Origin of the sequence: Streptomyces rishiriensis, from assembly GCF_003112535.1 — a bacterium.
GTDB lineage: Bacteria > Actinomycetota > Actinomycetes > Streptomycetales > Streptomycetaceae > Streptomyces > Streptomyces rishiriensis.
In genome coordinates this window covers 15,345-30,466 of the sequence record NZ_BEWA01000011.1, presented here as the reverse complement: position 1 = coordinate 30,466, position 15,122 = coordinate 15,345, and the positions used below count along the sequence as shown (strand labels likewise).

Annotated in this window: 11 protein-coding genes; 5 read left to right on the top strand and 6 right to left on the bottom strand. The window is 70.0% G+C overall.

Features of this window, described 5'->3' with window-relative positions:
- Positions 1-24: 24 nt before the first annotated feature.
- Positions 25-267: a hypothetical protein gene (locus Sri02f_RS41255; RefSeq protein ID WP_159106740.1), complete on the bottom strand. Its 243-nt coding sequence runs from the start codon at positions 265-267 to the stop codon at positions 25-27.
- Here Sri02f_RS41255 and Sri02f_RS18705 point away from each other — a divergent pair.
- A complete protein-coding gene (locus Sri02f_RS18705) occupies positions 266-727 on the top strand; it encodes an RpiB/LacA/LacB family sugar-phosphate isomerase (RefSeq protein ID WP_109002457.1) in 462 nt (153 codons plus the stop codon). The two genes, Sri02f_RS41255 and Sri02f_RS18705, sit on opposite strands and share 2 nt — an antisense overlap.
- A 615-nt stretch (positions 728-1,342) precedes the next feature.
- A complete protein-coding gene (locus tag Sri02f_RS18700) occupies positions 1,343-2,320 on the top strand; it encodes an ATP-grasp domain-containing protein (RefSeq protein ID WP_109002456.1) in 978 nt (325 codons plus the stop codon).
- Here the strand turns inward: Sri02f_RS18700 and Sri02f_RS18695 are convergent.
- Positions 2,304-4,385, bottom strand: a complete 2,082-nt coding sequence (locus Sri02f_RS18695; protein WP_245970684.1) for a PAS domain S-box protein — start codon at positions 4,383-4,385, stop codon at positions 2,304-2,306. The genes Sri02f_RS18700 and Sri02f_RS18695 overlap by 17 nt on opposite strands.
- A 225-nt stretch (positions 4,386-4,610) precedes the next feature.
- Here Sri02f_RS18695 and Sri02f_RS18690 point away from each other — a divergent pair, with 225 nt between their 5' ends.
- Complete coding sequence (locus tag Sri02f_RS18690) at positions 4,611-6,998, top strand: ATP-binding cassette domain-containing protein (RefSeq protein WP_109002455.1); 2,388 nt, start codon at positions 4,611-4,613, stop codon at positions 6,996-6,998.
- A 123-nt stretch (positions 6,999-7,121) separates the two neighbouring features.
- On the opposite strand, the gene Sri02f_RS18685 is transcribed toward Sri02f_RS18690, so the two are convergent.
- Positions 7,122-7,487: a DUF6479 family protein gene (locus Sri02f_RS18685; protein WP_109002454.1), complete on the bottom strand. Its 366-nt coding sequence runs from the start codon at positions 7,485-7,487 to the stop codon at positions 7,122-7,124.
- A gap of 114 nt (positions 7,488-7,601) precedes the next feature.
- Here Sri02f_RS18685 and Sri02f_RS18680 point away from each other — a divergent pair, with 114 nt between their 5' ends.
- Positions 7,602-7,976 (top strand): four-helix bundle copper-binding protein, encoded by a 375-nt coding sequence (locus Sri02f_RS18680; RefSeq protein WP_109002453.1) that lies wholly within the window; start codon positions 7,602-7,604, stop codon positions 7,974-7,976.
- A 172-nt stretch (positions 7,977-8,148) separates the two neighbouring features.
- A complete protein-coding gene (locus Sri02f_RS18675; protein ID WP_109002452.1) occupies positions 8,149-9,327 on the top strand; it encodes an acyl-CoA dehydrogenase family protein in 1,179 nt (392 codons plus the stop codon).
- A 317-nt stretch (positions 9,328-9,644) separates the two neighbouring features.
- Here Sri02f_RS18675 and Sri02f_RS18670 read toward each other — a convergent pair whose 3' ends face one another.
- The 3 genes from Sri02f_RS18670 to Sri02f_RS18660 all read right to left on the bottom strand — a co-directional run bounded on the left by Sri02f_RS18670 (position 9,645) and on the right by Sri02f_RS18660 (position 15,032).
- The gene (locus Sri02f_RS18670) at positions 9,645-11,540 is read right to left on the bottom strand and encodes a TniQ family protein (RefSeq protein ID WP_159106739.1); all 1,896 of its coding nucleotides are present in this window, start codon (positions 11,538-11,540) and stop codon (positions 9,645-9,647) included.
- Positions 11,537-13,537 carry a TniQ family protein gene (locus Sri02f_RS18665; protein ID WP_159106738.1) on the bottom strand — a complete coding sequence of 667 codons (2,001 nt, stop codon included), beginning with the start codon at positions 13,535-13,537 and terminating at the stop codon, positions 11,537-11,539. The genes Sri02f_RS18670 and Sri02f_RS18665 overlap by 4 nt, the downstream gene beginning before the upstream one ends.
- A 355-nt stretch (positions 13,538-13,892) precedes the next feature.
- Entirely contained in the window at positions 13,893-15,032 is a 1,140-nt protein-coding gene (locus Sri02f_RS18660) for an AAA family ATPase (protein ID WP_245970683.1), read from the bottom strand.
- Positions 15,033-15,122: the final 90 nt, after the last annotated feature.

Here is a 15,122-nt window from a genome sequence, read left to right as displayed (position 1 = left end):
CAGCCCGGGGCGGGCCCCGCGATGTCACCGGTCGGGCGCGTCCGGACCGGGCCCGGTGCGCGGGTCGGGGTCGACGGCCGGGTGGCAGCTCTCCGGCGGCGCCGGACACGCCGCCGGCAGCCCGCCGGTGTCGACGACGATCCGGTCCACGGTGATCCCGTCGCCGCCTGCTCGGCTGCGGACCGCCGGTGCGTCGTGCGCCGGCCTGGCCGACTTACGCCGCCAGGGGCGACAGCGCCGGCCCGCGCTCAGTAGGCTCCCTGGCATGCGGATCTCCGTCTCCTCGGACATGGACGAGCCAGTGGCCCGGGCCCTCGTCGCCGAACTGCGCGGACGCGGGCACGACGTCGTCCCGCACGGCGCGCTGCGCACCGGCGACGACCCGCGATGGGCGGTGTGCTCGGAGGCCGCGGCCCGGGACGTGGCCGACGGCGCCTGCGAGCAGGCCGTGGTGTGCTGCTGGACCGGCACCGGCGCGTCGATCGCCGCGAACAAGGTGGCCGGCGTCCGGGCCGCGCTGTGCGTCGACGCCTACACCGCCGACGGCGCCCGCCGCTGGAACGACGCCAACGTCCTCGCCCTCAGTCTGCGCCTGACCTCCGAGCCGCTGCTGAAGGAGATCCTGGACGCATGGTTCGCCGCTGAGGGCGGAGGGGACGCCGAGGACCGGCAGAACGTGGCCCACGTCGACGGCCTCGACGCCGGCAGGGCGGCCTCGCGCGGGTAGCGGACGCCCCCCCCGGGCGGCGGACGCCCTCCTTACGGACGGCTCCGCGCCGCCCTATGGGTCGCCGGGCCCTGTCGGGTACCCGGCGGACGCGGCACGGCGGGCAGGTACGGCCCGGCACACGCCTGCGAGCCAACCCGACCGGGAAGGGAACCCCAGGTACCCGTCGACCCGCGAGCGCCGTCCGCCCGGCTCACCGACGCACTCGATGCGCCCGAGGCCGCCGACCGGGCCTGGGACTGCTGAGGCGACGGCCCACCCGCTGCTCACCCGCAGTCCACCCGCGGCCCGGCAGGGCGCACGGACCGGGGCGGACGGCGCAGGACGAGGGGCAGGAGGCGGACCGCCGTGCGCCCTGGCACGGCGTCCCGCCGGGTGCCTACAGTGGTCGGCCAGCCCCGCGCGCGGCATCGGCGGGGCGAGCCCCACCCTTCTCGTGGTCACCCGTCCCCGTCCGGCGCCGTCCGGACCCGGCGCGGCTCCGCACACCGGCGCGGCTCCCCGGGCGACGGGTGCGACGACCATCCACGCGACAGGCACCATCCGTGACACCGCTCGGGCCGCGCGTGGGCCGCCCGCGGCTCGAGCGCCAGTCGAGAGCCCCTGGAGGCCGTTGTGTCCCGACCGTGCATCGCCCTGATCGCCGACCCCACCTCGCCCGAAGGCTGCCGTGAGTACCTCGCCGACGCCGTGGAACTGCTGACCGGCGCACCGCCCGTCCGGGTCGACTCCCGGCACTTCGCGACCGGCGGAACCGGCCGAGGCATCCGGCACGGGAACCGGTTACGCCTGCGGGTCCCCGAGCAGCGGCTGGACTTCGTGCCGGACGTCGTCCTGCTCTACGAGATCCCGCCGCACCACCGGCGTGCCCTCGCCGGCTTCCAGCGGCTCCTGCAGAGCCACGGTGTGGTGACCCTCGCCGCCGGTCCCGACGCCTGGCGGACCGCCACCGAGAAGAACCTCACCGTCGAACGCTTCCTGCGGGACGGCATCGCCCAGATGGAGACCGCGGTGCTGTCGCGGCCCTCCCCCAGGGAGGCGGCCGACGTGTTCGAGCGCCTCGGGGGCGACACCTGGGCCAGGCCCGTCGTCGGCACCGGCGGCAACGACACCTTCCATGTCGACACCCCGGCTCGGCTGGAGCGCGCCGCCGCCTACTACGAGGAACGCGGCACCGACTGGCTCCTGTCCCGCGACGCGGGCAACGTCACCGCCGACGGCCTGCGCCACCAGTTCCGCGTGTTCGTCCTGGGCGACCGGGTCGTGCACGCCCGCGAGCACCTGCAACCCGCCACCGACACCCCGTGCAACACCTGCCAGGGGGCCACCGCCGTGCACCTCGCCCCGGCGGACCTCCCGCCCCGGCTCGCCGAACTCGCCGTCGCGGCCACCGCGTCCGTGGGGCTGCCCTTCGCCGGCGTCGACCTCGCCGCGGAGAACGGCGGGGTCGTCTTCGAGGTCAACGTCCAGCCCGCCTTCGTCGACGGGGAGCGCGAACTGCACGCCGTGGCCGTGCCCTACGTCCAGGCGCACCTCGACGCCCTGGCGCCGGCCCACGGCGGTCCGCACCGGGGGCTCACAGCTTCAGCGTGAACCAGGTCGTCTTGCCCTCGTCCGTCGGCCGCACCCCCCAGCCGGCGGCGAGGCCCCGGACCAGGATCAGGCCGCGGCCCGACTCCTCGTCCTCGACCGCCGTGCGCGGCTGGGGCAGATGCGGGCTGCGGTCGCTGACCTCGACCGTGAGATCGGTGGCCGTGCGGCGCAGATGCACGCCGACCGGGCCCGCGGCGTGCTGGACGGCGTTGGTCAGCGTCTCCGACAGCAGCAGGAGCGCGTCGTCGGCGCTGTCCGCGCAGTTCCACCCGATGAGCGCCTTGCGCAGAAAGGCACGCCCCTGCGGCACGGAGGCCGGGACGGCCGGCAGGTGCGTCGTGACGGCGGCCAGCGGAGCGGCGGGCAACTGCGCGAGCAGCAGGGTGACGTCGTCGTTGTGGCCGTCGGCGTCCGGCAGCAGACCCGCGAGGACATGGTCCGCCGCGGCCTCCAGACACGGCGTGCCGATGAACAACTGGCACAGCAGACGGGTCAGTTCGTCGATGCGCACTTCGATGTCGCTGCCCGGCGTCTCGATGAGGCCGTCCGTGTAGAGCACCAGCGTGGCCCCCGGCGGTATCTCCGAACTGGACTGCTCGTACACCACGTCGCCCACGCCCAGCGGCGTGTTGACCGGACTGGGCAGCCGGCTGATGCCTTCGCCGGCCCCGGCGACCAGCACCGGCAGGTGCCCCGCCGAGCAGACCGTCACCGTGCCCGCGTCCGGTGCGATCACCAGATAGCAGCAGGTGACGAGCTGGTCGGGGACGTCGAGGTCGGCGACGCAGGTGTCCAGCGCCCGCATCAGCTGGCGCGGCTGCATCCCGGTCTTGGCCAGCGCGTGCGCGGCCGACCTCAACTGGCCCATCACGGCGGCCGCTTCCAGCCCGCGGCCCATGACATCGCCTATCAGCACGCCCACCCGGTCGGCGCCCAGGGGAATCAGGTCGAACCAGTCGCCGCCCACCCCGGCGCCCTGGGTGGCGGGCCGGTAGCGGCTCGCGGTGGCCAGGCCGGGCAGCGCGGGCGGCGTGCCCATCAGGCTGCGCTGGAGCGTCAGGGCGATGTGCCGCTGCTGTTCGTACAGCACCGTGAGCTCGGCCTCCGCGCGCTTGCGGTCGCTGATGTCGCGCACGATCGCGCAGGCCCCGACCACCTTGCCGTGCGTGTCCCGGGTCGGCCACAACGTGACGTCGACGTCCAGCAGCGCCCCGGACTTGGTCATCCGCAGCGTCTCGTAGTGCTCCACCTTCTCCGCGTGCGGCAGCCGTTTGAGCAGCTCGCGGACCTCGCCCCGCAGCTCCGGCGGGGCCAGCAGCGAGACGTGCCGGCCGATGGCCTCCTCGGCGGTGTAGCCGTACAGGCGCTGCGCGGCCGCGTTCCAGTAGGTGATGTACCCGTCGAGGGTCTTGGCGAGGATCGCGTCCTGCGACGACTCCACCAGCGCGGCCAGCTCGTTGATGCGCGCCTCGGCCGCCTTGCGGTCGCTCACGTCGCGCACGGCCGCCGACACGAGCAGCCCCTCGGCGGTCTCCAGCGGGCTCAGGCTGATCTCGACGGGGAACTCGGTGCCGTCCTTGCGCAGCCCGTGCAGTTCGAGGCCGGCGCCCATCGGACGCACCTGGCGGTTGGTCGTGTACCCGCGCCGGTGCGCGGTGTGCTGGTCGTGGAAGCGGTGCGGGATCAGCAACTCGACCGGACAGCCGAGCAGTTCCTCGCGGCCGTGCCCGAACAGCGCCTCGGTCTGGGCGTTGACGAGCTTGATGACGCCCGTGTCGTCGACGATCACCATCGCGTCCGGCGCCGCCTCCAGGAGTCCCCGGAAGCGTTCCTCGGCCCCGCCGAGCGCGGTGTCCGACGCGGGCGCCGGGCAGCCGCACCGTTTCTGCTCGGCGTTCCGCTCGACGTCCGTCCTCGTGTCCCGCTCGGCGTCCTGTTCGCCGTCCTGCCTCGGGTCCTGCCCCAGGTCCTGCCTCACGCCCTGCTCGACGTTCTGCTTCGCAGCGCCCTCCCCCGCCCCCGCTCCTGTGCGCCGCGCCGGTTCCGCCCGCATCACCTCGGCCATGTCCCACCTCATCCTGCACGACGAATCAGGCCATCCCAGCGCCTTCGAGCCGTCCTCGCACCGCGTTGTCGTTTACTGTCCGCGGCCTGTCTGAACCTGAACGCCACCGAACCGGTCAGGATGGGAGAAGCGCCGGGTCCCGTGCCCCGGCTAGCGTGGCGTCCGAGGGAAGAGCCGGGCGGCGCCGACACGGACCGGGCGGCCCGCACGAGGGATGGAGAGACGATGAGCAAGGTCGACAGGACGTATGCGCCCGCGCCCGAGCCGCATGTCGCCGACGAGCACGACCTGATCCGGGTGCACGGGGCGCGCGAGAACAATCTCAAGGACGTCAGCATCGAGATCCCGAAGCGCCGGCTGACGGTGTTCACCGGGGTCTCCGGTTCGGGCAAGAGCTCGCTGGTGTTCGACACGATCGCCGCGGAGTCGCAACGGCTGATCAACGAGACCTACAGCGCCTTCGTACAGGGCTTCATGCCGAACCTGGCGCGTCCCGAGGTCGACGTGCTCGAAGGGCTGACGACCGCGATCATCGTCGACCAGCAGAGACTGGGCGTCGACCCGCGCTCCACCGTGGGGACGGCCACCGACGCCAACGCGATGCTGCGCATCCTCTTCAGCCGGCTCGCGCAGCCGCACATCGGCCCGCCCAGCGCCTACTCCTTCAACACCGCCTCCGTGCGGGCGAGCGGCGCGATCACCGTGGAGCGCGGCGCCAAGAAGGCGGTGAAGGCGACCTACACCCGCACCGGCGGCATGTGCCCCCGCTGCGAGGGCCGCGGCTCGGTCTCGGACATCGACCTCACCCAGCTCTACGACGAGAGCAAGTCCCTCAACGAGGGTGCGCTGACGATCCCCGGCTACAGCATGGAGGGCTGGTACGGCCGTATCTTCTCCGGCTGCGGCTTCTTCGACCCGGACAAGCCGATCAGCAGGTTCACCAAGCGGGAACTGCACGACCTGCTCCACAAGGAGCCGACGAAGATCAAGGTCGAGGGCATCAACCTGACGTACGAGGGCCTGATCCCGAAGATCCAGAAGTCCATGCTCTCCAAGGACATCGACGCCCTCCAGCCGCATGTCCGCGCCTTCGTCGAGCGGGCGACGACGTTCTCCGTCTGCCCGGAGTGCGAGGGCACCCGGCTGAGCGAGGGCGCCCGGTCGTCGAAGATCGACGGCGTCAGCATCGCCGACGCCTGCGCGATGCAGATCAGCGACCTTGCCGAGTGGGTCCGCGGACTCGGCGATCCGTCGGTGGCACCCCTTCTCACCGCGCTGCAGCACTCCCTCGACTCGTTCGGTGAGATCGGCCTGGGCTACCTCTCTCTCGACCGCCCCTCGGGCACGCTCTCGGGCGGCGAGGCCCAGCGCGTCAAGATGATCCGCCACCTCGGCTCCTCGCTCACCGACGTCACCTACGTCTTCGACGAGCCCACCACCGGGCTGCACCCGCACGACATCAGCCGGATGAACGACCTGCTGCTGCGGCTGCGGGACAAGGGCAACACGGTGCTGGTCGTGGAGCACAAGCCGCAGACGATCGCGATCGCCGACCACGTCGTGGACCTCGGCCCCGGCGCCGGCACGGCGGGCGGCAGCGTCTGCTTCGAGGGCACCGTCGAAGGGCTGCGGGCCGGCGGCACGATCACGGGCCGCCATCTCGACGACCGGGCCCGTGTGAAGGAGACGGTGCGCAAGCCCACCGGCGCGCTGGAGATCCGGGGCGCGTCGGCGCACAACCTGCGCGACGTGGACGTCGACATCCCGCTGGGGGTGCTGGTCGTCGTCACCGGCGTGGCCGGCTCGGGCAAGAGCTCGCTGGTGCACGGCTCGGTGCCGCCCGGCGAGGGCGTGGTCTCGGTCGACCAGGGTGCGATCCGCGGCTCGCGACGGAGCAACCCGGCCACGTACACCGGGCTGCTCGACCCGATCCGCAAGGCCTTCGCGAAGGCCAACGGCGTGAAGCCCGCGCTGTTCAGCGCCAACTCGGAGGGCGCCTGTCCCACCTGCAACGGCGTCGGCGTCGTCTTCACCGACCTGGCGATGATGGCGGGCGTCGCCACCCCCTGCGAGGAGTGCGAGGGCAAGCGGTACCAGGCGTCGGTCCTGGAGTACCGCCTCGGCGGGCGGGACATCAGCGAGGTGCTCGCGATGCCGGTGGCCGAGGCCGTGGAGTTCTTCGGCGCGGGCGAGGCGAACACCCCGGCGGCGCACCGCGTCCTGACCCGTCTCTCCGACGTCGGGCTCGGTTACCTGAGCCTCGGACAGCCGCTCACCACGCTGTCCGGCGGTGAGCGCCAGCGGCTCAAGCTGGCCACCCACATGGCGGACAAGGGCGGCGTGTACGTCCTGGACGAGCCGACCACCGGCCTGCACCTCGCCGACGTCGAGCAGCTGCTCGGCCTGCTGGACCGCCTCGTCGACTCGGGCAAGTCGGTCATCGTCGTCGAGCACCACCCGGCGGTGATGGCGCACGCCGACTGGATCGTCGACCTCGGCCCGGGCGCGGGCCATGACGGCGGCCGGATCGTCTTCGAGGGCACCCCCGCCGATCTCGTCGCCGCCCGCTCCACTCTCACCGGCGAGCACCTCGCGGCCTACGTCGGAACCTGACCGGGCGCCCACCGGTGGTCGGCGGCCCGGAGCGCCGGACCGACGGCTCCCCGCATCCGGAACGAGTGCCGGCCGGGCAGGTACCAGGAAGCCGCGCCGCGGGGCAGCGGTTCGGGGAACGGTTCAGTGGGCGCCCAGACCGCCTCCGCCGAACGAGCCGCTGCTGCCCCGGCTCCAGCGCGGACGTTTCTTGTCCGTGCTCGACCGGGTCTGCATGTTGGTGAGCTCGTACGGGGTGAGGGGACGGCCGCCCTCCGCCATCCGGGGCACCTCGTCGGGCTCCCGGTTCTCGCGGATCTCGTGCACGGCGCCGCCCGGCGGGAGGTGCGGCTGATCCTCGGGGCGCGGTCGTGCCGACTCGCGCGACTTGACGCGCGCGCCCAGCCAGAAGGCGCCGCCCAGCACCGCGAGGAGGGCCATGCCGACCACGAACAGCGCGAGACTGAGCAGGCCGCTCGCGGCGGCCAGCTGTTGGCTTGCGGTAGTCATATCAGGTGAATACCCACATAAAAGGCCGCGAATCGCCCATAAGGCCCCGTCGGCTTCGTCGGCGGCGGCGCCTCCGGGGGGTTTGGCGTCGGGCTCCCCGGCTACCCGCCCCGTGTGACTACGACGACATCCCAACAGGAACTCTTCCGGTTCCTGGAGGACCGCTTCGCCTGCGCCCAGGCGTGCGCCGAGTGTGCGCGAGCCAGCGCGCTGCGGGCGAGCCTCGTGGATCCGGACGGAAGAGAACACCAGGAACTGGTGCGACGCAAAGGCATCATGTGCGCGGAGGTCTGCGACGCGACCTGCCGTGTGCTGTCCGAGGAGAGCGCGACGGACGAGGCCGGCATCCGGGCGCAGCTGGAGTGGTGCCGGACCGTCTGCCTGGAGTGCGCGCACGTCTTCGACCGGCAGCCGGGAGCCGAGGAGGGCGCGGCCGCGTGCCGCGCCTGCGCCCAGGCCTGCACCGATTTCATCGACACGCTGCACTGACTCTCCGGGCGACGCCAAGAGGCCTGGACGCCTGGACGCTGAGACTGCCCAGCGACGCCAAGACCGCCGGGTCGCTTTTCGCGCCGACCGGCCCCTCGCCATTCCCAATTTCTGGAACACGTTCTACGGTGTGCGCCGTCAGGACACCGGCCTTGGGAAGCCAGGAGGCGCCGTGCACCTCGACCACACGCCCGAGCAACTGCGGTTGCGCACCGAACTGCGGGCCTACTTCGCCGAGTTGGTGCCCGACAACGCCTACGCCCGGCACGCCGACCCCGCCGCCGCCAAGCGCTTCTACCGCCGGACCATCCGGCGCCTCGGCGAGGACGGCTGGCTCGGCGTCGGCTGGCCGAAGGAGTACGGCGGGCGCGGTCTCACGCCCATCGAGCAGTTCGTCTTCTTCGACGAGGCCGCCCAGGCCGGCGTGCCGCTGCCCCTCATGGCGCTGAACACCGTCGGACCGACGATCATGCGCTACGGCACGGACGAGCAGAAGTCGTACTTCCTGCCGAAGATCCTCGCCGGCGAGATCGACTTCGCCATCGGCTACAGCGAGCCCGACGCGGGGACCGACCTGGCCGCACTCAAGACGCGCGCGGTGCGGGAGGGCGACGAGTACGTCGTGCACGGACAGAAGATCTGGACGACCAACGGCGACACCGCCGACTGGGTGTGGCTCGCCGTGCGCACCGATCCCGAGGCCCCGCCGCACAAGGGGATCACCATGCTCCTGGTGCCGACCGGCGATCCCGGCTACTCCTGCACCGTCATCCGCACGCTCGCCTCGCACGACACCACCGCCAGCTACTACGAGAACGTCCGCGTCCCCGTCTCGCGGCGAGTGGGCGCGGAGAACCAGGGCTGGCGACTGATCACCAACCAGCTCAACCACGAGCGCGTGACCCTCGCCGCGCACGGCACGATGGCGATCCGCGCGCTGCACGACGTCCAGCGCTGGGCGGGCGAGACCAAGCTCGCCGACGGCCGCCGGGTGGTCGACCTGCCCTGGGTGCGCCGGAGGCTGGCGCAGACCCATGTGAAACTCGACGCGCTCAAGCTCCTGAACTGGCAGATGGTCGGCGCCCTCCAGAACGGCACCCTCACCCCGCAGGATGCCTCGGCCGTGAAGGTGTACGGCTCCGAGGCCCGCCGGGACGCCTACGGCTGGCTCATGGAGGTCGTCGGAGCGCCCGGCGCACTCCAGGAGGGCTCGGCGGGCGCCGTTCTGCACGGCGAGCTCGAACGGGGCTACCGTTCCGCCGTGATCTTCACCTTCGGCGGCGGCAACAACGAGATCCAGCGGGAGATCATTTCCTGGATCGGCCTGGGAATGCCACGGGTGCGGCGCTAGCCTTCTTGTGACGAGGCTTTTTAGTTGGCACAAAAGCGGGACAGTTGGCACCGTAGCGAGGTGCAGACCGGAGGGTAGCGGACCTGGCTTGCAGACTGTCTGAGGCGGCTGACCTGCTGCTTCCTCAGGGCTGGTGAGGTTCGGGCGTGCTGTGGGCTCGTGTCTCCTACTAGATGATCGTGCGTACTGAGACACGGAGGCGCAGATTCTGGTCGCAGGGAGTCCCGAGTCGTGTCTAGTCTCAGGCGTCCGCGCCAGCAGAACTGCTCGCTGCTTCGTCCCCCAGGGTGAGGCCTGTTGTGATCCTCACGCTAAGGTCAGCCCCGGATCAGGATGTCGTCTATGCGGACCTGGAGGCTGGCCCCACGGTCGCAGGCGTTCGCCAGATGCGCCGCGTAGACGTCGAGACGTCTACGGAGATGGAGCCGGGCACCGCGCAAGTCGTCTCCCTGGAGAACGGAGAGTTCCCTGGTGAGCAAGGTGACGTCACCGCCGTTGCGCTCGGATTCACGGATGACTGGGCTGTGGACAGGTTCGCCCTGAGTGGCTCCGCTCCATGCGAGGGCGGCTCCAATCTCAGGGTCGCCCTGCTCGTGAAGTCTGCGGAGGCGAGGGATGCCGGCAGTCAGAAGGTGCCACTCTTCACTCGCCATGCGCCACTCGGCCAGGCGCTGGCGGCGGTTCGCGTAGTTGATCCGGTCCTGGGTGACATCGAGGTGATCTGCGATTTGGTCGACTCGTCGGTCGAACTCAGACCACAGCTTAATAGGATCGAAGCGCTTGGCGAGGCTGAATATGAGCTTGGCGGCCATCTTCGGAGTCAGGTCGAGGACCTCGGCGCATCGGGGCCAGGAGGCGCCGGTGATGAGTCTCACGAGCCGGATAGAGGCGGCGCGGCGCAGCGCGCGCACCCTGGGGCGTTGGTCTTCTGGCATGTGATCGAGGAAGCCATCGAAGTAGGTGTCGAACCAAGGTTTCGGCAGGTAGGCCGGGACCTCCTCAACCGAGAACCGGTGCTTGCGGGCCGGTGTCCGCAGGCTGCGGTGCCCGTGAGTGCCGTAGCTCTTGGTGGCCAGGGCCTGGGCGAAACGAGGGGAGATGTTGAGCGACCGGGCGATCTGGCCGTAGAACATCGGGGCATGGGACCGGACGGTTTGGACCAACGGCCGGACCTGTTCGCGGAGGGATGTCTGGTCGTGCTCGCCGAGTAGAGTGTCGGCCGCCAGCAGCAGCGCTGCTCGTTGCGTGGTGTCCGCAGGGGCCGCACGGGTACCGGAGCGCCGCGAGGGTAGGCCCGTGACTTGGCTGGCCTGGATCAGTTCGGTGATCGGTGCCGCGTGCTCGTCGAGACGTGCCTGCAGAGAGCGAGAGGGGATGAGATCGGCAGCGGTCGGCCAGCTGAGAGTGATCAGGTGTGCGGCAAGGAGCAGGTCTTCGAAGTACGAGTTGCCGTCCGGCTCTTGTTGGTCTCCGAAGAGGCGCCGGTCGATGCGGTGTTGGAGGGCGAGCAGCCGGTCGAGGTCGGAGGCGATCAGGCCAGGCGGTGGGCCTGAGGCATGGTCGAGGCGGTCCAGCCGGGTGCCGCAGCGGCGATTTCCTCGGGCCTTGTGCGCCGCGTCCTCGGTGCGATTGCGGCATTGCAATGCGTGCAGTCGCGTGCCGGGGCTGGTGACTAGGTTGAAGCGTCCCGAGCTGGAGGTGTTGAGCTGCCGTTGGCAGCCTGGGCAGGCCGATTCCAGCAGACGGTGGTGCTGGGGGCAGGCGAAGACCACGGGTAGATGCCATTGCAGTTTCCAGGGTCCGCCCCATGCCTGTTGGATCGCGCTCCCGTTGCCGCGCAGGCACGGGGGGCAATAGCGCGGTGAGAACTCCATGGCCCAGCGAGCGCTGAGCATGGTGGTCGTACGGTGCGGGGTGCGATACGCGGTCCGTAGGGGCGAGTAATGAGGCTGGAACCGTCTCAATGTCAGCGCGCTGACTTCGGCGAGGTCCAGCCCCGTGGCCAGGGCGAAGTTCTGGGCCATAGCGCCTGGGAGATCCTGCAGGAGCAAGGTTGGAATGCGGGCGTTGTGTACTGAGCGTTCAATAAGGCCGCATCGGACCGCGAGCCAACGGGGAGGGATCTCGAGTCGGCTGGAGAGCCGTAGCAGGAAGCCAGGCAGTGATTCTTCCGGCAACGGGGCCAGGCTCCGTGCCAAGGGACGGAAGGTCACAGAGATGCTCCCGTTAGTGCTCGGGCGACGGGAGCGAGCATCCGGCCCGCCTCGTTGGTACCGGCGGGAGTGGAAAAGGTGGTTGTGATCGCAGCAGTGTCAGTGCGCTGGTCGCAGGCGGTAGCGAGGACGGCGGAGTACGTTTCGAGGCGGCGCAGGAGCTCGCGTTTGCTGCCCTTGCGGTTGGCTGGGGTGCGGAGCTGGTTGATCGACGCGACCAGGCGCTGGGTGCTGCAGCCCGATTCCCTCAGGGCGCAGAGCATGGGGCTGTGAAGGTGATCGCCCTGAGTGACATGAGTCCAGATCAGCACGGTCGCGGTGTCACGGGTGGGGGAGGTGGCCCCCTGGCCGAACTGCTCGGAGTCGCGGCACAGTTCGGCCCAGTCACCAGCCGGAACTTGCCAGTACGAAAGAAGCTCCCGGCGTCGCCCGTAGTGAACACGATCTGTGTCCCAGTCCAATTGGCTGGCCACACTTTCGACGGACCGCTCAAAGTCCGACCACAGGTCGTGTGAATTCAACTCCTGCCGGATGACTTTGAGGGACTGCTGCGCAGTGTTCCACGGGATGTGGAGAGTCTTCGCGCAATCGGGCCAGGTGCCACCGCCACTCATCTCCGCGAGCTTGAGCGCTGAAACGCGCCGCAGGTGCCGCACCTTCCAGTCTGTGTGGTGCGCCCAGTGGGACAACAGGTCGTCGAAGTGGGCGGAGAGCCACTCTTGCGGCAGGAGAGCAGGCACGTGCTCGATTCGGAAGCGGCTCTGGCGTGAGGGAAGGAGCTGCCGCGCGTGCCGGTGGCCACCGGCGCGGTAGAAACCCTGGGTATGGCATAGCAGGGCACGTGCCATCGCAGGGGAGACGTCCATGCGTCGCAAAGAGGCCCCGATGTTGGCCGGATTACGGCTGAACGCGGACGTAGCGAGCGGCCGGACGTGATCGGTCATCCGGGCGTTATCGCGTTGCTCGTGACCGAGGAGGCTGTCGGCGGCAACGAGTACCGCCGCGCACTCCGCTGGGTCCTCGGGGGCATCCCAGGCGATGGGCATGCGTCCGTCGGGCTCAGGGGTGTAGCGGCGAGCGGCAGCGGAGGAAACGTGGCGGTCGATCAGGTCAGCCAGCGACGTCGAGGAAGCGTGTCCCGCGCCGTCTGGCCAGCTGAGCCGGATCAGATGTGCAGTGACGATGAGGTCGGGAAAGAAGTAGCGGTCTGGGGCAGACTGGCCTGCATCAGCGGTGGATTGATCGCACATCAGACGCTGATCAATGCGGTGCTGCAGGGCAAGCAGAACGGACAGATCGGCTTCGGGCACGCGCGCGGCCTGGCGGTCGTGGTCCAGGCGGGCAGCGCAGGATACGGCCGGAGCGCCGGGCACATCAGGCACAGGGCGCCGGCATTGGGCCGGGTGCAACCCGCTCGTGGTGCGGTGCGTGATCAGACCTTGGCGCTCTGTATTCGTCGGCCGATTCGGTGTACCCCCACAACTGGGGCAAGTATGGGAGAGCAAGGTGCGGTGTCTGACGCAGGCGTACGCGACGGGAAGATGCCAGCGCAGTTTCCAGGGACCGCCATAGAGAGTCTGGACGGGACTTCCGTCCCCGGACAGACAGGCGGCACAGTATCGACTGGAAATGCTGGCAGCCCACGACTTCCGCGCGGCTGTGGTGTTGCGGCTGCCGTCGATCCGAACGGATGCCAGGGGCGGGTAGACGGCAGCAAAGGAGGACAGCGTCAGTGCGTGGGCCTCCTCCACGTTCAAGCGGGCGGCCGCGGCGAATGGCCCGATCCGCTCGGCGGGCAGGGAGATCAGGTACTCGCCTGGGAGCCGATTTTGACGGTGGATCAGTCCGCACAGGCGTGCAGCCCTGGCGGGAGAGCACTCCATGCGGTAGGCCAGCCGCAGGAGCAGGCCGGGCAGTGATTCCTCAGGGAGCGGACTGAGCGCGCGGGCCAGCGGGCGGACGGTCATCGAGCCGCGGCCAACCGGTGAGTGATGCACGACCCGACATGAGTTTCACACGGGACGGGAATATCGGCATCACGGACCTCATCACAGGCTCGTGCCATCAAGTCCGCATAGTGGTCCAGTCGTTGGGACAGCGCCGAATCCGAGGTATTCCGGCGGCGGGTGATTGGTTCAGGGACGCAGGTGATCGGCGCAGGCGCCGTGCTGGCGGAGCGGTGCACGGTGGCGGCCGGGATGCGCTGCTGTCCACCTCTGTTGTTCCCGCACGGTTCCACGATCCAGCCCGGTGAGCGGTTCAGGCGATCTGTGAGGTGGACGAGGTAGCCGGGGAGCGGCTCCTCGGGTAGGGGCGCGAGGCTGCGGGGCAGCGGCCGGGGTGTCACCTCCGTCAGCCCGTCTCGCCGGCTGCGGCGGGGCCGTCATCGTCGAAGACGGCGTTGCGGCCCTTCGGCTTCTTTTTCCCCGGGGTGGGCTTGTGCGGCGGGATCTTGGGCTGCTCGCCGGATTCCACGTCGAGGTCGGGCATGTCGCCGGGGGTGACGGTGAACTGGTTGAACAGCTCCTTCGTCAGCCGCTCGCTCCGCTCGTCGATGGCCCGTCGACAGCCGTGCTGGATGAGCTTCTCCAGTACACCGACCACGCCGCCGGTGCGGTCGAACAGGTACTCGGGCATGTCGTCTCCGGTCAGCATTCCTTTGGTGTCGTTCAGTAGTCGCAAGTGCCCTTCCATGCGGGCCAGATGATCCATCCAGGCGGCCATCTCCGGTCCGGCGGTGTAGCGGAACGGGTCGAGGTCGACGATCTGGAAGCGCCGCTCGTGCTGGCTGGCGGCGTGATCGTTCGGGCTGCGGCCGCGATCCTTGATCGGCTGGTAGATCCAATCCAGGGTCTTGGGGTCGCGACGGCCTTCGCGCAGCAGACCGGAGGTGGGGATGCCGACGCCGACGAGAATGAGCGTGACGGGCATGCTCATCATTTCGCGGATCAGGTCGAGGACGTCCTGGTCGGCTTCCCGGTGGAGTTTGAGGCGGGTGATGTCGTCGATGACGAGTGCCCTGGTGGCGTGCTCGACGATGGCGGTCTTGACGGTACGGACCAGGTCCTCCAGGCGCATGCCCTTGTAGTCCTCGCCGTAGAAGTCGAGGATGCGCTGGCAGGTGGAGATGGGGGTGGCCTTGACCGGGCAGCGTACGTAGGCGACGGGGGCGACCAGGTCGCGGGTGCCGGGCATGGCATCAGGGTTCATGTAGTTGTTCAGGGCCATCCACGTCTCTTCGAAGACGGCCAAGGCCTCGCACACGGTCTCGGTCTTGCCCTGGGCGCCATCGCCGTTGACCATGATGCCGCCGCGTGTGCAGGCCTTGTGGCTGAACGCGCCGTCCTCGACGCGGGCCAGAACAGCGTGGGCGACGCGCTCGCTCATCGGAGTCACGTCGATGGGCAGGCTGCTGTGTGTGGCGAGCCTGTGCAGGTTGTAAAGGCGTTGCTGGCGGGGTGACTTGAGGGCGAATTCGGCGGCCGTCAGCACGGGAGCGGGGATGAACGCCCTGCGGGTATCGCACCAGCGCCGCCAGCCCTCCCACGTGGTGCGGTCGATCGGCGGGCCGGGGAGGAACGA